Source organism: Xanthomonas sp. NCPPB 3442 (assembly GCF_056725145.1).
Genome location: NZ_CM161514.1, coordinates 1,820,308 through 1,841,869, shown reverse-complemented (window position 1 = coordinate 1,841,869; position 21,562 = coordinate 1,820,308). Strand labels below are relative to the sequence as shown.

Annotated in this window: 16 protein-coding genes and 1 tRNA gene; 9 read left to right on the top strand and 8 right to left on the bottom strand. The window is 65.4% G+C overall.

The window, feature by feature from the left end; translation table 11 throughout:
- The first annotated feature begins 333 nt into the window (after positions 1 to 333).
- The 3 genes from AC1POX_RS07850 to AC1POX_RS07840 all read left to right on the top strand — a co-directional run bounded on the left by AC1POX_RS07850 (position 334) and on the right by AC1POX_RS07840 (position 4,700).
- Positions 334 to 2,103, top strand: coding sequence for a M14 family metallopeptidase (locus AC1POX_RS07850; RefSeq protein WP_372356934.1), 1,770 nt, complete (start codon positions 334 to 336; stop codon positions 2,101 to 2,103).
- 179 nt (positions 2,104 to 2,282) lie between these two features.
- A complete protein-coding gene (locus AC1POX_RS07845; protein WP_372357146.1) occupies positions 2,283 to 4,472 on the top strand; it encodes a beta-glucosidase family protein in 2,190 nt (729 codons plus the stop codon).
- A 141-nt stretch (positions 4,473 to 4,613) separates the two neighbouring features.
- Positions 4,614 to 4,700 (top strand) — tRNA-Leu (locus tag AC1POX_RS07840).
- A 131-nt stretch (positions 4,701 to 4,831) separates the two neighbouring features.
- Here the strand turns inward: AC1POX_RS07840 and AC1POX_RS07835 are convergent.
- The 7 genes from AC1POX_RS07835 to AC1POX_RS07805 form a co-directional block, all read right to left on the bottom strand.
- Entirely contained in the window at positions 4,832 to 5,251 is a 420-nt protein-coding gene (locus AC1POX_RS07835) for an STY0301 family protein (RefSeq protein WP_372356933.1), read from the bottom strand.
- A gap of 155 nt (positions 5,252 to 5,406) precedes the next feature.
- The gene (locus AC1POX_RS07830; protein ID WP_228733734.1) at positions 5,407 to 5,868 is read right to left on the bottom strand and encodes a hypothetical protein; all 462 of its coding nucleotides are present in this window, start codon (positions 5,866 to 5,868) and stop codon (positions 5,407 to 5,409) included.
- Positions 5,869 to 6,160: 292 nt separating this feature from the next.
- Positions 6,161 to 6,307 carry a hypothetical protein gene (locus tag AC1POX_RS07825; RefSeq protein WP_372184276.1) on the bottom strand — a complete coding sequence of 49 codons (147 nt, stop codon included), beginning with the start codon at positions 6,305 to 6,307 and terminating at the stop codon, positions 6,161 to 6,163.
- Between the two features lie 44 nt (positions 6,308 to 6,351).
- On the bottom strand, positions 6,352 to 7,932 hold the full coding sequence (locus AC1POX_RS07820; protein ID WP_014089768.1) for a DHA2 family efflux MFS transporter permease subunit: 1,581 nt from the start codon (positions 7,930 to 7,932) through the stop codon (positions 6,352 to 6,354).
- Positions 7,933 to 7,938: 6 nt separating this feature from the next.
- The gene (locus AC1POX_RS07815) at positions 7,939 to 9,132 is read right to left on the bottom strand and encodes an HlyD/EmrA/EmrK family protein (protein WP_071118078.1); all 1,194 of its coding nucleotides are present in this window, start codon (positions 9,130 to 9,132) and stop codon (positions 7,939 to 7,941) included.
- Positions 9,133 to 9,142: 10 nt separating this feature from the next.
- The gene (locus AC1POX_RS07810) at positions 9,143 to 10,633 is read right to left on the bottom strand and encodes an AdeC/AdeK/OprM family multidrug efflux complex outer membrane factor (RefSeq protein WP_372357145.1); all 1,491 of its coding nucleotides are present in this window, start codon (positions 10,631 to 10,633) and stop codon (positions 9,143 to 9,145) included.
- 23 nt (positions 10,634 to 10,656) lie between these two features.
- Positions 10,657 to 11,097: a MarR family winged helix-turn-helix transcriptional regulator gene (locus AC1POX_RS07805; RefSeq protein WP_014089765.1), complete on the bottom strand. Its 441-nt coding sequence runs from the start codon at positions 11,095 to 11,097 to the stop codon at positions 10,657 to 10,659.
- A 122-nt stretch (positions 11,098 to 11,219) separates the two neighbouring features.
- Here AC1POX_RS07805 and AC1POX_RS07800 point away from each other — a divergent pair, with 122 nt between their 5' ends.
- From AC1POX_RS07800 to AC1POX_RS07785, 4 genes are all read left to right on the top strand, one after another.
- Positions 11,220 to 12,071: an AraC family transcriptional regulator gene (locus AC1POX_RS07800; RefSeq protein ID WP_372356932.1), complete on the top strand. Its 852-nt coding sequence runs from the start codon at positions 11,220 to 11,222 to the stop codon at positions 12,069 to 12,071.
- A gap of 61 nt (positions 12,072 to 12,132) precedes the next feature.
- Complete coding sequence (gene parC, locus AC1POX_RS07795; RefSeq protein ID WP_081216239.1) at positions 12,133 to 14,376, top strand: DNA topoisomerase IV subunit A; 2,244 nt, start codon at positions 12,133 to 12,135, stop codon at positions 14,374 to 14,376.
- Positions 14,377 to 14,470: 94 nt separating this feature from the next.
- A complete protein-coding gene (locus tag AC1POX_RS07790; protein WP_218495706.1) occupies positions 14,471 to 14,722 on the top strand; it encodes a hypothetical protein in 252 nt (83 codons plus the stop codon).
- Between the two features lie 212 nt (positions 14,723 to 14,934).
- Positions 14,935 to 15,591 carry a thiopurine S-methyltransferase gene (locus AC1POX_RS07785; RefSeq protein ID WP_372356931.1) on the top strand — a complete coding sequence of 219 codons (657 nt, stop codon included), beginning with the start codon at positions 14,935 to 14,937 and terminating at the stop codon, positions 15,589 to 15,591.
- 263 nt (positions 15,592 to 15,854) lie between these two features.
- Here AC1POX_RS07785 and bfr read toward each other — a convergent pair whose 3' ends face one another.
- On the bottom strand, positions 15,855 to 16,340 hold the full coding sequence (gene bfr / locus AC1POX_RS07780; RefSeq protein WP_014089761.1) for a bacterioferritin: 486 nt from the start codon (positions 16,338 to 16,340) through the stop codon (positions 15,855 to 15,857).
- Between the two features lie 146 nt (positions 16,341 to 16,486).
- Here bfr and AC1POX_RS07775 point away from each other — a divergent pair, with 146 nt between their 5' ends.
- The gene (locus tag AC1POX_RS07775; protein ID WP_218555910.1) at positions 16,487 to 18,901 is read left to right on the top strand and encodes a penicillin acylase family protein; all 2,415 of its coding nucleotides are present in this window, start codon (positions 16,487 to 16,489) and stop codon (positions 18,899 to 18,901) included.
- 420 nt (positions 18,902 to 19,321) lie between these two features.
- The gene (locus AC1POX_RS07770) at positions 19,322 to 21,460 is read left to right on the top strand and encodes a TonB-dependent siderophore receptor (RefSeq protein ID WP_338334520.1); all 2,139 of its coding nucleotides are present in this window, start codon (positions 19,322 to 19,324) and stop codon (positions 21,458 to 21,460) included.
- The last annotated feature ends 102 nt before the right edge of the window (positions 21,461 to 21,562 follow it).

Here is a 21,562-nt window from a genome sequence, read left to right as displayed (position 1 = left end):
GGCCCTATCGTACCGGCGCCCGCCCGCCGGCCGCCATTGCCTGCCCGAACATGTCGGACGCGGGCGCTCAGCGGACGCAGCTGGCGGACCTCGCCCAGCGTGATCGGTGTCGTCCAGGTTGGCCGACAACGCCATGGCGCCAAGCGTTGCACGGCAGCCGCGTAGCCTGCGCCTCCTCGAATGTTGCTCGCCCGATCAAGGGAAAGCCGCAGCGTGTCCGGGTGAAACCCACGCTTGGCACCGATCACAGCAAGACCATGACGCAGTGCAGATTGGCCTTGCACGCCGGCTCGGCTACATTGCAAACGTTTTCCTGGAACACTGGACCGCTGGATGCCCCGCTTCACTCGCCTGGCCCTGAGCCTGTTGCTGCTGACTTCCGCCCCCGCCGCGCTGGCTGCCGCGCCGCTGACGACCCAGGCAGAGCGCAGCGGTTTCATCCAGACCGGCCGCTACGACGAAGTCATTGCACTGTGCGATGCGTTTGCGCAGCGCTACCCGCAGGCGGTGCGTTGCATCCAGTTCGGCACCACGCCCGAGGGCAGGCCGATGAAGGCCTTGATCGTCTCCACCAGTGGCGCACTCGACGCGCAATCGGCCGCGCAACGCAAGCTGCCGGTGATTTTGGTCCAGGGCGGCATCCATGCCGGCGAGATCGATGGCAAGGATGCGGGCTTTCTGGCCCTGCGCGAGTTGCTCGATGGCAAGGCCGGCCATGGCGTGCTGGACAAGCTGGTGTGGGTGTTCGTGCCGGTATTCAACGTCGATGGGCATGAGCGCTTCGGTGCCTGGAACCGCCCCAACCAGCGCGGTCCCGAACAGATGGGCTGGCGCACCACCGCGCAGAACCTCAATCTCAACCGCGATTACGTCAAGGCCGACGCGCCGGAAATGCAGGCCATGCTGCAACTGGTGCAGCAATGGGACCCGTTGATGTATGTAGACCTGCACGTCACCGACGGCGCCAAGTTCGAGCACGACGTCTCGGTGCAGGTGGAACCGGTGCATGCCGGCGATGCGGGCTTGCAGCGCGATGGCACACGCTGGCGCGACGCAGTGCTCGCCGATTTGAAAAAACAGGGCTCGTTGCCGCTGCCGTACTACCCGTCCTTCGTGCACGAAGACGATCCCGGTTCCGGCTTTGCCGATGATGTGTCGCCGCCACGCTTTTCGCATGGCTATTTCCTGCTACGCAACCGCTTCGGCATGCTGGTGGAAACGCATTCGTGGAAGGACTACCCCACCCGTGTGCGGATCACCCGCAACGCCATCGTCTCGGTGTTGCAGCAGGCCGCACGCCATGGAACGCAGTGGCGCGCCGATGCATTGGCTGCCGATCAGCGCGCCAAGCGTCTGGCCGGCACGACCGAACCGTTGAGCTTCGCTGCGGGCCCAGACGCACGCACCGTTGCGTTTCGTGGCTATGCGTATACGCGCACACCGTCGCCGATTTCCGGTGCACTGATGACGCACTACGACGAAAGCAAGCCGCAAGTCTGGAAGGTGCCACTGCGCGACCAGATCAAGCCCGATGTGGTGGTGGACGCGCCACGCGGCGGCTACCTGGTCCCGGCTGCGCAAGCGGCCTTGGTGGGCGAAAAACTGCGCCTGCATGGCATCCAATTCACGACCATCGGCAATGCGGCGCAGCGGCCGGTGCAGACCTTCCGCGCCGACGCGGTCAAGTTTGCAGCACGCTCCAACGAAAGCCACCAGACAGTGGAACTCAGCGGGCAATGGCGCAATGAAACCCGCAGCGTGCCGTCCGGCTCGTTGTTCGTGCCGATCGCCCAGCCCAAGGCGCGTCTGGTGATGGCGATCCTGGAACCACAGGCGCCGGATTCGCTGCTGCAGTGGGGCTTTTTCAATACCGCGTTCGAGCGCAAGGAATACATGGAAGCCTACGTCGCCGAAGAGGTGGCGCGCGACATGCTCGCCAACGATGCCGCGTTGAAGGCGCAGTTCGAACAGCGCATCGCCAGCGATCCGGACTTTTCCAACAACCCGCAGGCGCGGCTGGAATTTTTTGCCAAGCGCCACGCATCCTGGGATGAGCGCTACCAGCTCTACCCGGTACTCCGCACCGCGCAGACCGACTTCTAGCCGCCTGCCGATTCCTGCACGCGTCGGCGCGGCATCACCGCGCCTTCCAGACGTGGGCACTTAGTGCCCCTCTCATATGTTTTGACCCAGCACCACAAGGATATTCCGTGCCACAGCTCGATATGAAACCGTTTACAGTCCGCAAATACCGTCCACGCCCCCTGGTCCTGGCGGTCGTGATGGGCTTGGGCATCGCCCTGACCGCGCCGCTGGCAGTTGCGCAAGGCGCGCCCTCTTCGCAGCCGTGGATGGACACTGCATTGACCCCGGACCAGCGCGCCGACCGCTTGCTGGCGCAGATGAGCGAGGATGAAAAATTCCAGATGCTGCGCAGCTATTTCGGCCTGGGCACCGACAAGATTCCCAAGCCCGAAGGCGCGCTCGGTTCGGCCGGCTACGTTCCCGGTATTGCGCGCCTGGGCATTCCCGCCCAGCAACTGGCCGATGCCGGCGTGGGCGTGACCAACCCCGGCGGCATCCGCAAGGGCGACTACGCCACCGCGATGCCATCCGGACCGTCGACCGCATCGAGCTGGAACCGGCAACTGGCGTATACCGGCGGCAAGACCATGGGGCGCGAATCCTGGCAGCAAGGCTTCAACGTGTTGCTCGCCGGCAGCGTCAATCTGCAGCGCGACCCGCGTAATGGGCGCAATTTCGAATATGCGGGTGAAGACCCGTTGCTGGCCGGCACCATGGTCGGCGAATCGATTCGCGGCGTGCAAAGCGAGCATGTGCTGTCCACGATGAAGCACTTCGCACTCAACGATATGGAAACAAGGCGCAACTTTCATAGCGCGCAGATCGGCGAGCAGGCGATGCACGAATCGGACCTGCTGGCCTTCGAGATTGCGCTGAAGATCGGCGACCCGGCCTCGGTGATGTGCTCCTACAACAAGATCAACGGCACCTATGGTTGCGAGCACGATTACCTGCTCAACCAGGTGCTCAAGCAGGAATGGAAATACCCCGGTTATGTGATGTCCGATTGGGGCGGCGTGCATAGCGGCTCCAAGGCGGCATTGGCCGGGCTGGACCAGCAATCGGCCGGCGAAGTGTTCGACGCGGCGGTGTTTTTCGATACGCCGCTGCGCATGGCGGTGTCTGCCGGCGTGGTGCCGCGCGCGCGCTTCGACGACATGGTCAGGCGCGTGTTGCGCAGCCTGTTCGCGCATGGTGCCTTCGATCACCCGACCCAGCGCCAGCCCATCGACGGCAAGGCCGGTCTGTTGGCTGCGCAACATGTGGCCGAAGAAGGCAGCGTGTTGCTGCGTAACGAGCAAGCCACATTGCCGTTGTCCAAGGACGTGCGTCGCATTGCCGTGATCGGTGGCTACGCCGACAAGGGCGTGATGTCCGGCGGCGGCTCCTCGCGGGTGGACTACACCATCAACGGCGGCAACGCGGTGCCCGGCATCACCCCGACCACTTGGCCCGGCCCGGTGATCATCCACCCATCCTCGCCGCTGCAGGCGCTACGCGCCGCGTTGCCGAATGCGCAAATCGACTATGTAGACGGCACCGACCGCGCCGCTGCCGCACGCGCCGCCAAGGCGGCCGATGTGGCGATCGTGTTCGCCACCCAATGGGCCGCCGAATCGGTGGATCTGCCGGACATGCGCTTGCCCGACAACCAGGACGCATTGATCGAAGCGGTGGCCAAAGCCAACCCGAAGACCACCGTGGTACTGGAAACCAATGGACCGGTGCGCATGCCGTGGGCCGAGCGCGTGCCGGCGGTCCTGCAGGCGTGGTATCCGGGCATCGGCGGCGGTGAGGCGATCGCCAACCTGCTGACCGGCGCGGTGAATCCCTCCGGCCACCTGCCGGTGACCTGGCCGGTGGACGAATCGCAGCTGCCGCGTCCGTCGATTCCGGGGCTGGGCTTCAAGCCGGCCAAGCCGGGCGAAGACACCATTGACTACGCCATCGAAGGCGCCAACGTCGGTTACAAGTGGTTCGCCGCGCGCAAGCTGACACCACGCTACCCATTCGGCCACGGCCTGTCGTACACGCAGTTCCGCATGGGCGGGCTGCAGGTGGAGGCAAGCGGCAGCCAGCTCACCGCCAGCTTCGAGGTGGAAAACACCGGCTCGCGCGAAGGCGCCGCCGTGCCGCAGCTCTACGTCACCCTGCCCGACGGCCACGCCACCCCGCTGCGCCTGATCGGCTGGCAGAAGCTCACGCTAAAGCCCGGCGAAAAACGCAGCGTGCAGGTGGTGGCAGAGCCCAGGACCCTGGCCGACTTCGATGCCCAGGCACGTCGCTGGACGATCGCCGCAGGCACGTACCGCGTGCAACTGGCGCGCTCGGCGAGCGAGCCGGTGCAAACTGCCCAGGTCACGCTGCAGGCGGCACAGTTGCCGTGAGCGCATGTGGCGCATGCACTAACCCGTGCGTGCGCCACCATCAGGCCGGTTCGGTTGCCATACTGCGTACGGGCGACGAAAAAAATGTGCCGGGTGCGTTGACAGCCTCGCGCGCAGCTTGCACAATTCGCCCCCTGAGTCGCCCAGGTGGCGGAATTGGTAGACGCACTAGCTTCAGGTGCTAGCGGGGGCAACTTCGTGGAGGTTCGAGTCCTCTCCTGGGCACCACGACTCACGGTAGATCGTAAAAAACCTCGCTTCGGCGGGGTTTTTTGCGTTTGGGCGATCGTGCAAGACAGGCAGCGCGATGCGCTGATCGACAGTGCGCTGCCGCCTGCTCGGCCATCGGGTCGGGCGCGCTACTGGCAGTCGAAGGATGCGCTCCGCTCGGCTGCGGGCCTGGGGTCGCTGCGCAAGGTGCCTATGCAGGTGCGTGCGGCATCGCTGATGCGCAGGGACACCTGCACTGCCTCACCGTACGCGCAAACCACATAGGTGCCGTGCGGGTCTGCATCATCGAAACGCCAGACCCAGTGCGCCACGCCACGCGGCTGCGCTGCTTCCGCGTTGCGCGGCACCAGGGCGGCACGCTCGCGGGGGTGGCCCGAATACACGCCAATCGACGCTAACCGCAGCGCCTGGTGCGGGTCGACGCCGAGCTGCGCGCCCACCGGCAGGTCCGGGCTCTGCAAGGTGCCATCGGTGATGTGCAAGGCGGCCGGGCACTGCAATGTGGGTTCGGCCAAGGCAGGCAAGGCAAGCACCGGTGCGAGAAGCACCGCTAGGCACCGCAATGATCCAACGAACGACGCCCCTGCCATGATCGCAAACCCCTCGCGTGCAACTGCACCGTACGAAGCGGCAACATTGCCGCGTTTTGAAACCAGACCGCGCTGCAGACCTGGCCACGCTGGCCTGCAGCGCGTCGCGTGGCTTACTTGCTGCCGGCCATCTGCTCAAGATAATCGGTCAGATAATGCTCGGGATTGATCTGCTCCGAGACACCGGCGTCATAGCCGACGCGCGCCGGCTTCGCCGCACCTGGCAGGTACAACTCGCCGCCACCTTCGTCGAGGATCAGCAGCACGTACGGACGGCCCTTCAGCTGAACCGTGTAGCGGGTGTCCTTTTGCGTGGCGGCCGTCGTTGCCAGCAGGATCTTGTCGTCGATCTCGCTGTCGGCACCGGTCACCTGCATCAGTGCCTGATTCTTTTCGCGCGGGCCGTAGCGCAAGGTCGACACCTTGACGCCATCGCTGGAGCTATACGCCTTGGCTTGCTTGGCCACCTCCGGACGTGCGGCCGCGGCCTGCGTCTGCGCAACGGCAGCGATGCCAAGGAGTGGAATGAGCAATGTCGTCGCACAGACGCGACGCCATGGGGATCGAAACATCATCGAAGCTTCCTTGTGTGATGAAAAACGCAGGCGGCATGCCCGCGCACGACGCCGCGCGTGGCCCTCGCGGAAAAAACAGGACCGCGCTAGCGGCAGCGACGCATGCTACCCCAACCCCTGCGAGATCGCCTGGCGCCTTATCTGCGCAAGCGGCCCATCGCGCGCGCATGAGAGCCGCCCTCACGCTGCCAACCAATGGTGGATCCGGCCGTGTTGACGCCCCGCCCTAAGCTGGTCTGCAGCACCGGCGTTTTCGGTGCGTAGCGCATGGGCAAATGCCCGCATGTCGCCATCAGCCGGCGAGTGCAGCGGAAAGGCGATGCGTGTTTTTCGAGATGGCACCGACGCCAAACGAACGCTGCTCCGGCGTCGCTGGCTGTGTGGTGTCCAGATCGGCAAGCCCATCGACGACGCGAACTAGCGGCTTGCCGTTATGCACCACAGACACCGCCGACGATGCCGTAACGCTCTGGACAGAAGGGCTCAGTGCCCCCCTGCTGCCGCCGCGCTCCCGGCGCCGGCGCCGAACGGCGGTTTTGCCAGCCACAGGAAGAAGATGATCGCCAGGAAGGTCCATCCAAGCAGATAGAAGATGTCGTTGAAGCCCATCTGCGAAGCCTGGTGGTTGATCATGTTATTGAGCGATGCCGCGCCGCGTTGCAGGTCGCCCTGCCCCATCGCGGTCACCTGCTCCTGCATGCCGGGCGTGTACACCGAAATGTGCTCGGTGATGTGCGCGTGGTGCACCTGGGTACGGCGTGCCCACAGGTAGGTCGTCAACGACGCGGCGAAACTCCCGCCCAGCGTGCGCAGGAAAGTGGCCAGGCCCGAACCCGCCGCGATCTCGCGGCCATCCAGATCAGACAACAGGATCTGCAACACCGGCATGAAGAACAATGCCACGCCTACGCCCATCACCAACTGGATCGTGGCCACATGGCCGAAGTCCACCTGCAGGTTGAAATTGGAGCGGAAGAAGCTGGTGAAGGACATGAAGATAAAAGCGATGGTGGCCAGCATGCGCAGGTCGAAGCGCAGCGCGTATTTGCCCACGAATGGCGTCATCAGCACCGGCAGGATGCCGATCGGCGCGGTGGCAAGGCCGGCCCAGATCGCGGTATAGCCCATATCGCGCTGCAGCCATTGCGGGATCAGCAGGCTCACGCTGAAGAACGCGGCATACGCCACCACCATCGCCAAGGTGCCAGCGCGGAAATTGCGATGCCGGAACAGCTTGAGATCGACGATTGGATCCTTGTCGGTCAACTCCCAGATCACGAACACCACCAGCGCCACTGCCGCGATGCAGGCCAGCACCACGATCTTGTCCGAAGAGAACCAGTCTTCGTCGTTGCCCAGATCCAGCACCAACTGCAGTGCGCCCACCCCAACCACCAGCAGGATCAGGCCGATGTAGTCCATGCGCGGCTTTTCGAGCTGTTCGGGGCGATGCCGCAATTGCGAACCCACGATACTGCTGGCGATCACGCCCAGCGGCACGTTGATCAGGAAGATCCATTCCCAGCTGTAGTTGTCGGTGATCCAGCCGCCGAGAATCGGCCCGGCGATCGGGGCCACCACGGTAATCATCGCCAGCAACGCCAGCGCCTGTCCGCGTTTTTCGCGCGGATAGATCGACACCAGCAGACTCTGGGTGATGGGATACATCGGGCCGGCAACGAATCCTTGCAGCGCGCGCGCCACCACCAGCATCCCCATGCTCTGCGCCAGGCCGCACAGCAGCGAGGCAATGGTGAACGCCAGCGTGGACCACACGAACAACTTGGTTTCGCCAAACCGGCGACTCAACCAACCGGTCAGCGGCAGCGCAATGGCAGTGCTGACGGCGAACGAGGTGATCACCCAGGTAGCCTGCTGCGAACTGGCGCCGAGGTTCCCGGCGATGGTCGGCAGCGAGACGTTGGCGATGGTGGTGTCCAGCACCTGCATGAACGAGGCCATGGCCAGGCCCACGGTGCACAACGCCACGCTGGCCGGGCGAAATCCGGCGGCCGGCGCCGGTGCCGCCGGGCCGCCGGGCGCGGTGGGAGCTTGCGAAGACATGGTGGCTTAGCCCGCCTTGCTGGCAGCCTGCGAGGGCAGGTTGTCCTGGATGATGCGTTGGATGTCGGCGTCGGCAGCCTTGAGCTGCTGCGCATACACGTCGGTGGAAAACACCGCGCCGTTGGCGACCTTGGTCGGCAGCACGCTGCCCTGCTGATCGTGCAGGTTCACATCGACCTTCATCGACAGGCCAATCCGCAGCGGATTGCTGGCCAGCTGCTTGGAATCCACTGCAATGCGCACCGGCACGCGCTGCACGATCTTGATCCAGTTACCGCTGGCGTTTTGCGCCGGCAACAGCGAGAACGCGCTGCCGGTGCCCAGGCCCAGGCTCTGGATACGGCCGGTGTAGCTCACGCCGCCGCCGTACAGATCAGAATGCAGTTCCACCTCCTGGCCCAGGCGCATGTGCTTGAGCTGGGTTTCCTTGAAGTTGGCTTCCACCCACACCTGCTCCAGCGGCACCACCGCCATCAACACGCTGCCCGGCTGCACGCGCTGACCCACCTGCGCCGAACGCCGTGCGACATAGCCGGACACCGGCGCCACCACGCCGGTGCGCGCATGATTCAAATACGCCTGACGCAGTTGTGCGGCGGCGGTCTGCACGTCCGGCTGGTTGGCCACCGCGCTGTCGTCCACCAACGCTCGGTTACGCTCCAAGCTCTCGCGCGAGCCGCTTACGGCCGCTTCGGCGGCGGCCAGTTCGTCGCGGGCATGCGCCAGTTCTTCGTTGGAGATCGCGCCGGTGGCGGCCAGATTCTTACGCCGTGCGAAGTCCGAGCGCGCACTGCGCAGCGTGACTTCGCGAGCGGACAACTCCGCTTGCGCACCTTCCACGGTGCGATACAGACCGCGCACCTGACGCACGGTCTTGGCCAGGTTGGCTTCGGCCTGCTGCAAGGCGACCTCGGTGTCGGCCGGATCCAGCTGCACCAGCAACTGGCCGCGCTCCACACGCATGCCGTCTTCGGCGCCGATGCTGACCACGGTACCGCCCACCATCGGGGTGATCTGCACCTGGTTGCCCTGCACATACGCATCGTCGGTGTCTTCGTGCCAACGGCCGACCAGGAAGTACCACACCACCAGACCGATGATCGCCAGGATCACCACAATGGCCACGATGCGCAGCGCAGCGCGGCGCTTGCTGGGCGCGGCCGGTGCGGGTTGAGGAGAAGTTGAAGTCGTCTGGCTCATCGTCGATGTCTCAGGAATTCGGTTGTGCGGAAGTGGGCGCGGCGTGGGCGGTGTCGCGTGCGGGTTCCGGCGTGAATCCGCCGCCCAGCGCACGCTGCAACCTCACCGAGGCCAGAAGTTGTTGCGACTGCAGCCCGGCCATGCGTTGGCGTGCGAGGAGCAACTGCTCCTGTACGCTGAGCACTTCCAGATAGCTGCCGATGCCGGCGCGGTAACGCTGCTGGGCCAGATCGAAGGCGGCCGTGGCGGTCTGCACGGCATCGTTCTGCGCTTGCGCGCGCTGCTCCAGCGAACGCACGGCGGTGACCTGGTCGGCCACTTCGCGCAGCGCAGCGATCACTTTCTGGTTGTAGTCGGCCACGGCCAGGTCGTATTGCGCGTCGCTGCCGGCCAGATTGGCGCGCAGCTTGCCGCCGTCGAAGATCGGCAGGCTCAGCGCCGGCGCGACCAGCCCGAACACCGAGCCGCTTTCCAGCAGCTTGCCGACATCCGGGTTGATCACACCGCCCAGCGCGGTGAGGTTGAGGCTGGGATAGAAGCGGGTCTTGGCGACTGCGATGTCCTTGTCGGCCGCCTCCACGCGCCAGCGTGCCGCCACCACGTCGGGCCGACGACCCAGCAGGTCGGCCGGCAGCATGCTTGGCAACTGCGTGACGATGCCCCCGCCGAGTACGGGGCGGGCGATGTCCAAACCGCGATCCGGGCCCTGCCCGACCAAGGCCGCCAGCGCGGTGCGGGCTTCGTCGATCTGCTGCTGCGCCGATTGCAGCTGCTGCTGCGCGGCCGGCACGCGCGCCTGCGCCTGGCGCACCTGCAACTCGCTGTCGATGCCGGCGCTGCGGCGTTGCCGGGTCAGCTGCAGGGTCTTCTGCGCACGGCTCAATTCGTCGTTGGCCAGGTCGTGCAGGCTCCACGCGTACGCGAGCTGTGCATAGCCTTCGGCAATCGCCGACGACAGATTCAATCGTGCCGCCTGCGCATCCACTTCGGCCGCATGCGCCTGGTCGACCGCCGCTTCCCACGCGCTGCGCTTGCCGCCCCACAGATCGATGCCGTAGCGGAAATCCAGCACGACCTGCGCGCTGCCGCCGTAGCTGCCGCCGAGCTCTTCGCCGACCATCGATTCAGGTAGCTGCAGGCCGGTGTAGCCGCCGGACGCCGACAGGCTGGGGCCGCGCTCGGCCTGCGCAGTGCCGATACGCGCCTGCGCCTGATGCAGGCGCGCATCCGCCGCAGCGAGGCTGGGACTGTGCTGCAGGCCTTCGGCGATCAGCGCGTCCAGCTGCGCATCGCCCAGCGCGCGCCACCAATCGCTGGCCGGCCACGCGGCCGGACTCAACGTGGTTTGCTGCGCCAGGGTGCGCTCTGCATGCAGCGTGCTCGGATCCAGCACGGCGCCTTGCGGATTCAGCCCACGGCTGCTGGCGCAGGCGGCCAACGCCAATGCCAGGGCGGTGATAACGAGCGGCCGCGCCAGGCGCATCGAGCGCGGGCGCAGGATCTGGGTCGGGGAACTAGCAACGTTCATGAGTTGAGTGCATCGCGGACACGGATAAGAAGTGAGGTGAGAAGTTCGCGCTCGGCCGCGGACAGGTCGCGCAGGCCGTGCTCGATGGCGCGTTCGCCGCGCAGGCGCAACCGCTCCCACAGCGCCACGCCCTGCTCGGTCATGACGATCTGCAGCGCGCGCCGGTCTTGCGCATGCGGCTCACGCCGCACCGCGCCCAGCGCTTCAAGCTTGTCGAGCAGGCGGGTCACCGCGCTCGGGGTCTGGTCCAGCGCCAGCGCCAGTTCGTTGGCCGTGCACGGGGAGCGCACCGCCAGGATCTTCAGGCCCACGTAGTGGCTGAAACCGAAATCGGGCAGTTCGCCCTTCATCTCGGCATCGAGCTGGCGCATCAGCGCATCGCGCACCTGACGCAGCAACAGGCCGAACGACGGTGTGGCGGAAGACGAAACATTCATGCCGCACATTTTGTTCCGAAAAATATATTTGTCAACGCAATTATCCCGCCAGGGATTAAACCGCCCGCAAGGATCGCCACCTTACGCGGCGCGTGCGCTGGCTCGGTAATACAATTCGGCCAATGAGTATCGAAAACCCGCCAACCCAGATCGATGCCCTGCCGCCAGGCGTACGCGCCAGCTTCGAAAAAGCCGATGGGCCGGTGCTGATCGCGTTCCTGGCGGAGCTGCGCGAGGTGTGGGCGCCGGAAACTGCCTGGCACGCGCATGTCCGCGGCCAGCTGATGTATGTGGAGCATGGCGTGCTCACCGTACATACCGAACAGGGTGCCCTGTCGCTGCCGCCGGGCTGCGCCGGCTGGATGCCGCCCGGGCAGCAGCACACCGTGGAGCTGGCCGGGCCGATGCGCGGGTGGGGCGTGATTGTGCGGCCGGATGCCTGCGCCGCCCTGCCTGCGCGAGGCGGGGTGATCCGGCTGACCGGGCTGGCCCGCGAGGCCATCATGCGGGCCGCCGACTGGCCACTGGATCAGCCGCTGGATGCCGCCCAGCAACGCCTGGCCGCGGTGCTGCTGGACGAGCTATGCCAGGTGCAGATCGACCACCTGCACCTGCCGATGCCGGCCGACCGCCGGCTGCTGCGGATCGCCCGCCAGTTGCTCGACACGCCCGCCGACCCGCGCCCGCTCGACGCCTGGGCCGACTGGGGCGGATTGTCGCCGCGCAGCCTGAGCCGGCATTTCCGCGACGAGACCGGCCTGAGTTTTGCGCAGTGGCGGCAGCAGGCGCGGCTGACCGAAGGCCTGCGGCAGCTGAGCCAGGGCCACGCGGTGGCGCAGGTGGCCGACCAGCTTGGCTACAGCAGCCCCAGCGCCTTCGTCAGCGTGTTCCATCGCCATTTCGGCGCCCCGCCCACCCGTTATCTGGCCAGCCCGCATGCGCGCGGCTTGGCATCCCCCGCCGCATCCGGATAATCGGCGCTCTTCGAGCCCGCGCCCCGGCGCGGGTTCCTCTTCACGCAGGACCTGGCTTTACATGACCGATCTGACCCGCCCCACCTTCCACGGCTTTGAACAGCTGCCGCTGCGCGAATACGCCGAACGCGCCTATCTCGACTACTCGATGTACGTGGTGCTCGACCGCGCCCTGCCGTTCCTGGGTGACGGCCTGAAGCCGGTGCAGCGCCGCATCGTCTACGCGATGAGCGAGCTGGGCCTGAACGCCGCCGCCAAGCCGAAGAAATCCGCGCGTACCGTGGGCGATGTGATCGGTAAGTACCACCCGCATGGCGACAGTGCCTGCTATGAGGCGCTGGTACTGATGGCGCAGCCGTTCTCGTACCGCTATCCGCTGATCGAAGGCCAGGGCAACTTCGGCTCCACCGACGACCCCAAGTCGTTTGCAGCGATGCGCTACACCGAGTCCAAGCTGACCCCGATCGCCGAAGTGCTGCTGGGCGAGCTTGGCCAGGGCACCACCGATTGGGCGCCCAACTTCGACGGCACCCTGGAAGAGCCCACCTGGTTGCCGGCACGCCTGCCGCACCTGCTGCTCAACGGCACCACCGGGATTGCGGTGGGCATGGCCACCGACGTGCCGCCGCACAATCTCAACGAGATCGTCAGCGCACTGCTGCGGCTGCTCGATGACCCTGACGCCACGGTCGCGCAGCTGTGCGAGCACGTGCTGGGCCCGGATTACCCGACCACCGCCGAGATCATCACCCCGGCTGCGGACCTGCGGAACATCTACGAGACCGGTCACGGCAGCGTGCGCGCGCGCGCCACCTACAAGAAAGAGCACGCCAACATCGTCATCGATGCGCTGCCCTACCAGGTCTCCCCGTCCAAGGTGATCGAACAGATTGCCCAGCAGATGCGTGCCAAGAAGCTGCCGTGGCTGGAAGACATCCGCGACGAGTCCGACCACACCAGCCCGGTGCGGGTGGTGCTGGTGCCGCGCTCCAATCGCGTCGATGCCGAACAGCTGATGGGCCACCTGTTCGTCACCACCGATCTTGAGCGCAGCTACCGCGTCAACCTCAACGTGATCGGTCTGGATGGCCGCCCGCAGGTCAAGAACCTCAAGCACCTGCTGAGCGAATGGCTGAGCTTCCGCAGCGATACGGTGACCCGCCGCCTCAACCATCGCCTGCAGAAGGTCGAGCGTCGCCTGCACCTGTTGGAAGGCTTGTTGATCGCCTTCCTCAACCTGGACGAAGTGATCCGCATCGTCCGCAGCGAAGACGAACCCAAGCCGGTGCTGATCTCGCGCTTCGCGCTGAGCGAAGAACAGGCCGAATACATCCTGGAAACCAAGCTGCGCCAACTGGCGCGCCTGGAGGAAATGAAGATCCGCGGCGAACAGGAAGCACTCGCCAAGGAACGCGCGCAGATCATGGCGATCCTGGAAAGCAAGACCAAGCTGAAGAAGCTGATCAAGGACGAACTGACTGCCGACGCCAAGAAGTTCGGCGATGCGCGGCGTTCGCCGCTGGTGCAGCGTGGCGCCGCGCAGGCCATCGACGAAACCGAAATGGTGGCCAGCGAACCGATGACCGTGGTGCTATCGGAGAAGGGCTGGGTGCGGGCAGCCAAGGGCCACGAGGTAGATCCTGCCGGCATGTCCTACCGCGAAGGCGATGGCCTGCTGGCGGCAGTGCGCAGCCGCAGCACGCATCAGGTGGCGTTCCTGGATTCGGACGGCCGCGCCTATTCCACCGCCGTGCACACCCTGCCCTCGGCGCGTGGCAATGGCGAACCGTTGACCGGACGGTTCTCGCCGGCCTCGGGCGCAGCGTTCCAGGTCATGGCCAGCGCCGACAACGCCACCCGCTTCGTGCTGGCATCCTCGCACGGCTACGGCTTCGTCACCCGTTTCGAAAACCTCACCGGCCGCAACAAGGCCGGCAAGGCGATGCTCAATCTCACCACCGGCTCGCATGTGCTGACGCCGGCCCAGGTAAGCAACCCGCAAACCGATCGCATCGTCGCCGTGACCAGTGCCGGCAATCTGCTGGCGGTGCCGGCCACCGACGTGCCCGAGCTGGACAAGGGCAAAGGCAACAAGATCATCGAAATCCCCAAGGCCAAGCTCGGCACCGAACGCGTGGTGGCCGTGGTGGCGGTCGCACCAGGCAACACGCTGCTGGTGCGCAGCGGCGCACGCACCATGAGCCTGTCGTTCAAGGACCTGGATACGTATGTGGGTGCGCGTGCGAGCCGTGGATCGTTGTTGCCGCGTGGGTGGCAGAAGGTGGACGGGTTGGAGGTGCAGTAGGAGACGGCAATTCACTCGCCCGGCGCGCAGCGGCGCGGTGGGGACTGCGGTCGCCTCAGGCTGCTGGGGCGCCGTTATCGAGCCAGGAGGCTATGTGCAATATTCGGATAACCACGAAGCGAAATCAGGTGATCTGATCCAGATAGACACGCTGTATCGCGGCAAGGTCATCGCGTGCATGGACACTGCCGATTACCTTGCGGGACAGGAAAGCTGGGGCTACCTTGGCGAGGGCATCATGGTCGATACGGATTTCTGCGGCCTTGTCCACTACACGCAAGCGTCTGCACTTGCCGAAGAACTCGTTCTTCTCCAACGCGGCACATCTCAGCTGCAGGGCAATTGAACCTCTACCTTTCCTGTGCAACGCGACCAGGCGTCCGAACACCTGTGGCATTGTAGGCAATAAAACTGCTGATGCACTGGCATCAAGTATTCGCTCATCCAGGCGCAACGATGCAGTCGCAAACGCACAGCCCACGCCGCGCACCGCTTCAGAACGCGCCACGCCCCGCTCTCGCATGACCACAGTGGAGACAGCCACTGACAAGGCAACGCATGGACACGAATTTCTGGTTGGAACGTTGGCAGCTGGGACACACCGGCTTTCATCAGCAAGAGGTGTTGCCGCTGCTGCAAAAGCACTGGCACGCACTGGATCTGCCGAAGGAATCGCGCGTGCTGGTGCCACTGTGCGGCAAGACGCTGGATATGCATTGGCTGGCGGCGCAAGGCCATCGCGTGCTTGGCGTGGAGCTGTCGCCGCTGGCGGTGACGCAATTCTTCGATGAGGCAGGGCTTAAACCCCAGCGTCACAGCGGCGCTGCTGGCGAGCATTTCATCGCCGGCCCGATCGAGATCATCTGCGGCGATGCATTCGCGCTGGACGCCAGCGCGCTGGCCGACTGCACGGCCGTCTACGACCGCGCCGCACTGGTCGCGCTACCGGCCGAACTGCGCCAGCATTACCTGCAAACGGTCTACGCGCCGTTGCCCACACACTGCCGCGGCCTGCTGATCACCCTGGAATATCCGCAGGCTGAAAAGGCCGGCCCGCCGTTCTCGGTGGACGCAACGCACGTGCATGCACTTTTCGATGCCGCCTGGCAGGTAGACCAGCTGGAACACCGCGACATCCTCGATCAGGAACCACGCTTCCGCGATGAAGGCGTCACCGGGTTATCGACGGCTGTCTATCGCCTGCAACGCCGCTGAAAGGCCGTCGGGCGCTGCACGCCCATCACGTGGCAATTGCATGTCTGCATGCGGCAAGCGTGGGTGGCGGATCAGGACAGCGCGGCATTGCGCCATGCGGTCGTTCTGCAGCAAAACGCGACAAAACGGAATCCTGCAGCCAGCTGCAGGAGTGGCAGGCAGGCCGCACAGACCATCGTGGAATGGCCAGGCACGCCTATTCCATGCCGAGCCGGTTCACGCCGCGTCAGCCAGCCAAGCGACTGCGCAGCGGCGTTGCCGGCTCAACCGGCGACGTGACCCTTGTCGATCTTTGATGTCTGATACAACTCCAGTCCGATGCGCTTGATCAGGCCAAGCTGCTGCTCCAGCCACCACGCATGATCTTCTTCGGTGTCCTGCAGCTGCTTGAGCAGCACGTCGCGGCTGACATAGTCGCCATGTTCTTCGCACAGCTTCATGCCGGCAGCGAGCGCAGCGCGCACTTCGTACTCGACCACCAGGTCGCGCTCCAGCATTTCGACCACGGTCTTGCCGGGGGTGAATTCGGCCGGGCGCATGTCCGGGTCGCCTTCCAGGAACAGGATGCGCCGCAGCAGCGCGTCGGCGTGCTCGGTCTCCTCTTCCATCTCATGGTTGATGCGCTCGTACAGCGCCATCAGGCCCTGATCCTCGTACCGGCGCGAATGCAGGAAATATTGATCGCGCGCCGCCAATTCGCCGCGCAGCAGCTGCTTGAGGTAATCGATGACTTCGGGATGGCCTTTCATGGTGTGCTCCAGCGACGCAATGCGCGCATGGTGCCCTAAGCCGCCGGGCAATGATCTAATCGGAATCACTTTCAGTTGCGCTTGCGGCCGGACCCGCCACGGTCATGTCCGCCGGCCACACTTCACCGGGGTCCAAGGAACCGACAATGCGTAAATGGCTGGGCCGGCTGCTGCTGGGAATCGTGTTGCTGGTCCTGGCGGCCAGCCTGGGGCTGTATCTGTTGATGCGCGGCAGCCTGCCGCAGTTGGATGGCGACAGCGCGCTCAGCGGCCTGGCTGCGCCGGTCAGCGTGCAGCGCGACCGGCTGGGCGTGGTCACCATCGATGCAGCAAACCAGCTCGATGCGATGCGCGCGCTCGGCTACGTGCATGCGCAGGAACGCTATTTCGAGATGGATCTGATGCGCCGCGCACCGGCCGGCGAGTTGTCCGAGCTGTTTGGCGCCAAGGCCGTGGACCTGGACAAGCGCAACCGCGTGCATCGCCTGCGTGCCCGCGTGCAGGCCAGCCTGGACATCGCCACCAGCAGCCAGCACGCTGCATTGCAAGCCTATACCGATGGCGTCAACGCAGGACTGGCGGCACTGCGCGTACGGCCCTGGCCCTATCTGCTGCTGCGCCAGACACCGCGCGCATGGACGCTGGACGACTCCATCCTCACCGGCCTTGCGATGTACGCGGACCTGCAGGACAGCGATAACCAGACCGAGCTGGCCGCCGCGCGCATCCGTGCCGTGGTGCCGCCTGCGCTGGCGGCACTGCTCGACCACCAGGGCTCCAGTTGGGACGCGCCGTTGTTCGGGGAGCCGCAGGGCGATGCCAGCTTGCCGGATGCGACCACGCTGGATCTACGGCGTCTACCGCATCGGCCTGCCGCGCCCCACGCGGAAACGCCGACACCGGGCAGCAACAACTTCGCGGTAGACGGCAGCCTCACCGCCGACGGCCGCGCCATCGTTGCCGACGACATGCACCTGGGCCTGCGCGCGCCCAATATCTGGTTCCGCGCACGCCTGCGCTATGCAGACAGCAATGCGCCCGAGGGCAAGGTGGATGTCACCGGATTCACCCTGCCGGGTTTGCCGGCGGTGGTCGTGGGCAGCAATGGGCACGTGGCTTGGGCATTTACCAACAGCTATATCGACACCGCGGATTTCGCGCGCATTCCTGCACCCACGCCGGGTCACCCGCAAGCACTGACCAGGCATGTGGAAACCATCCGCGTGGCGGGCGCAGCGCCGGTGCAGTTCGAGGTCCGCGAAGCGGCGTGGGGACCGCTGCTGCACGTCAACGCCGACGGCAGCGCGCTGGCATTGCGCTGGGTGGCGCAGTTGCCCGGTGCGATCCGGTTGGACTTCGCTCAGATGAGCACGGCGGGCGATCTGCAGGCGGCGTTCGCGGTGGCCGACCGCTCCGGCATTCCGGCGCAGAACCTGCTGCTTGCCGATCGCAGCGGGCGCATCGCCTGGCGGCTGATCGGCGCGCGCCCCGCCCGCAATGCCGGGTGCGGCCCGAGCGGGATTGCCGAACTGGCGACATCGACGCCCGTCCCTGAGGCAGCATCCGGCGCACCTGCAGAACCGGCTGCAGCGCCGATGTCGGGCACCTGCCTGCCATGGTCGCTGCGCAGCGATGCTGCGCCTGCGTTGATCGATCCGCCGTCGCACCGGCTCTGGACCGCCAACAACCGTATCGTCGATGCGCAGCAACTGGCCACGCTTGGCAACGCAGGTTACGACCTTGGCGCGCGTGCCCAGCAAATTCGCGATGATCTTTTCGCAAAGCAGCGCTTCAACGAACGCGATCTGCTCGCCATCCAGCTCGACGATCGCGCCGTGCTGCTTACGCGCTGGTGGCAACTGCTGCGTAGCGTGGTCGAGCACAGCAAGGACCCGGCACTGCAACAGATTGCACATGCCACGCGCGACTGGGACGGGCACGCATCGACTGGCTCGGCCAGCTATCGCATCGTGCGCGAATTCCGCAACAAGACCATCGAAGCGGTGGAAGCCGGCCTGCTGGCCCCGGCAAAAGCCGCACTTGGCGAGGAGTTCCTGCCGCCGCGTCGCGCGCAACTGGAGGGCGTCGTCTGGCCGTTGCTGCAACAGCGCCCGGCCCACCTGTTACCGCCCACCGCCGCAAGCTGGGACCAGTTGCTCGACGATGCTGCGCGCAGTGCGCAGTCAGAGGTGATTGCAGAAGACGCACAAAGCGAACCGCGCGGCCAGCACACCTGGGGCCAGCGCAACACCGCTGCCATCTGCCACCCCATCGCGCGTGCCCTGCCCGCCCTGGCCAAGCGCTGGCTCTGCATGCCGCCCGATCAACTGCCGGGCGACCGCGACATGCCGCGTGTGCAAGGCCCGGCCTTTGGCGCCTCCGAGCGCATGGTGGTTTCGCCCGGCCACGAGCAGGACGGCATCGTGCACATGCCCGGCGGCCAGAGCGGCCACCCGCTCTCGCCGTTCTGGGGCGCAGGGCACGACGATTGGGTGCATGGCAGACCCACACCATTCTTGCCCACTGCCACGCGGTACACGCTGCAATTGCATCCGCAGTAACAGCGGGCGGCAACGCGGCTGCGCAGCGTGCAGCGAAGCAGGACGAAGACGTCAACAGCATCGCCGCTTCAGGCGCCTCTCCCCTCGGGAGAGGGGGTGGGTGAGGGTACGGCCATCACGCACGATTGGAAGAGTGCGTGATGTGACCCTGCGTGCGCGCCCATGAGGCTTCGCACGTACCCTCATCCGCCCTTCGGGCACCTTCTCACCCGTGCAGCAGGACAATATTCCGGCAGGAGAGGGGAAGCTGCGCACTCATGCCTCCATTTCAGGGCTCCGCATCTTCGCGTCGCATGTCTGCATCCGCACAGGTGCGCGCGCATCTGCCACCAAACAGGGCGCCCCACACCCGGCCACCTCCGTGATCAAGCAAACACATCATGCTAAGATGCATTTGATAACCATTCCCATTAGTGATCAATGCGCCCCACGCTTCTTGTCACCGCGCTCGCCGCTGCGCTCGCTCTGCACACCCTGCCCGCCTTCGCTCAACACACCACCACGCCAGCCGTGACCGAGCTGGATGGCGTGGATGTCATCGGCCGTGCGCAGACGCTCTACAAGTCCGAAGACGCAGCTGTTGCCACGCGCACCGATACCCCGCTGGCACTGGTGCCGCAGTCGGTGCAGGTGCTGCCGCGCGAGTTGATCGACGACCAGGCTGCGCGGCAGATCACCGATCTGTATCGCAGCATCAGTGGCATCAGCTTCTTCAGCTATGCCGGTGTGACCTTGCGCGGCTTCCGCCAGGAAAACGTGCTGTACGACGGCCTGCGTGGCGACCCGTATGCCGGGTTCTCGGTGCCGCAACTGTTCAACATCGAGCGTGTGGAAGTGCTCAAGGGTCCAGCCGGTGCGCTGTACGGCGGTGGCGAACCCGGGGGTGTGATCAACTATGTCACGCGCAAACCCGCTCATCAGGCGGCCCGACGCATCGAGCTGCAGCTGGGCAATCAATCCTTCGGTGCAGCCTCGTTCGAGGCCACCGGCCCTGCGCGCGCAGATGGCCGCATCCGGTACCGCATCGGCGCCTATGCCGATGGCGAAGACGGATTTCGTTGGAATACCGACAGCCAGAGCCAGATCGGCGATGCGTCGGTGGCCTTCGATCTGGGCGATACCGGCGAGCTCACCCTGCAATACACCGACATCACCCAAAACCTGGGCGGCAACCGCTTGCGCGGCGTGCCGGTCGATAACGCCGGCAACTTCCTCACCGACCGGCGCTGGAACCACAACGAACCCACAGATTTCCTGGACATGCGCGCCAAGGTGGCGCTTGCGCAATATCGGTTTGCGCCGTCCAGCGCGTGGGAGGTGGACATGGCGCTGCGCTGGTTCAAGAACCAGGAGCATCAGATCTATCACGAGCCAATGGGGTTGATCGACCGCGATCGCGACGGTACCGCCGAGTGGATGACCCGGCAGCTGCGCAATCAATACCGCGACAACGATGCGATCTCCAGCAACGTCAACGCGATATTCCGCACCAGTACCGGGGCAATCGACCACACGTTGCTGATGGGCGCGGACTACTACCGCCTGGACGCGGATTTCCGCGCGCAAACCGCCAACACCGCCGACACCGGACGCGTACGTGGCCCGGTGCCCGGCATCGATTTGTTCAACCCGGTGTACGGCCGCAGCGGCTTCTACGACTACGGCTTGGATGCCCTGCCCTGGCGCGCCACCAGCACGCGCAGTCAACGCTACGGTGCATATCTGCAGGACGAACTCACGCTGACGCCGCGCTGGTATGCAATGGCCGGGCTACGCTGGGACGGCTTCAAGGACGACGACCTGCTGACTGGTTCGCGCGTCACCGGCAACGATCTCAGTTGGCGCGTCGGCAGCACCGTCGTGTTACGCGACGGCATCAATGCCTACGCAAGCTATGCCAGCGGCTTCCTGCCGCAGGACGCGGCCAATCAGGACAGCAGCGTGGGCGGCCCGTTCGCACCGGAACGCAGCACCCAATGGGAAGTGGGCCTGAAGACTGCGCTCAACGATGGCGGACTCACCCTCAACACGGCGCTGTATCGCATCGAGCGTAGCAACATCGTGCAGGCGAACGGGCGCGTCGTCGACGGCGTCAATCAACTCTCCGCGCTTGGCTTGGTGCGCAGCGAAGGGCTGGAAGTCGACCTGCTGGCCGACCTGACCGAACGCTGGGTGCTCAATCTCACTTATGCCTACAACGATGCACGCGTGCTCGATGCCGGCACCAACGGCATCACCAATGCCTCTGGCGATCGCTTCGCCAATGCACCGCGCAACACTTTTGGCCTGTGGACACGCTACGACCTGCCCGCCTGGCGCTCGGCGATCGCCTTCGGTGCCGACTACGTGGGCGAACGCGTCAGCCTGGATGGGCAACGCGTCAAACCGTACGCCATCTACGACATCAGCTGGCAGACGCAATGGAACGCGTGGAAGCTGCAGATCAACATCAAGAACCTGTTCGACAAGGTGTATGCAGTGAGCGGTTTCAATACGCGCGCCGGGCACTTCCCCGGCGAGCCGCGTCGCCTTCACGCGCAGCTGGCTTACAGCTTCTGACCAGCGCGCAGCGGATCGGTGGCGCGCCGCCGGCCCGCTGCGACGGCAACGCAAACAGCGCAGCGTGCCTGCGGTCGCCACGCGCTCAAGACACGTGTCTCT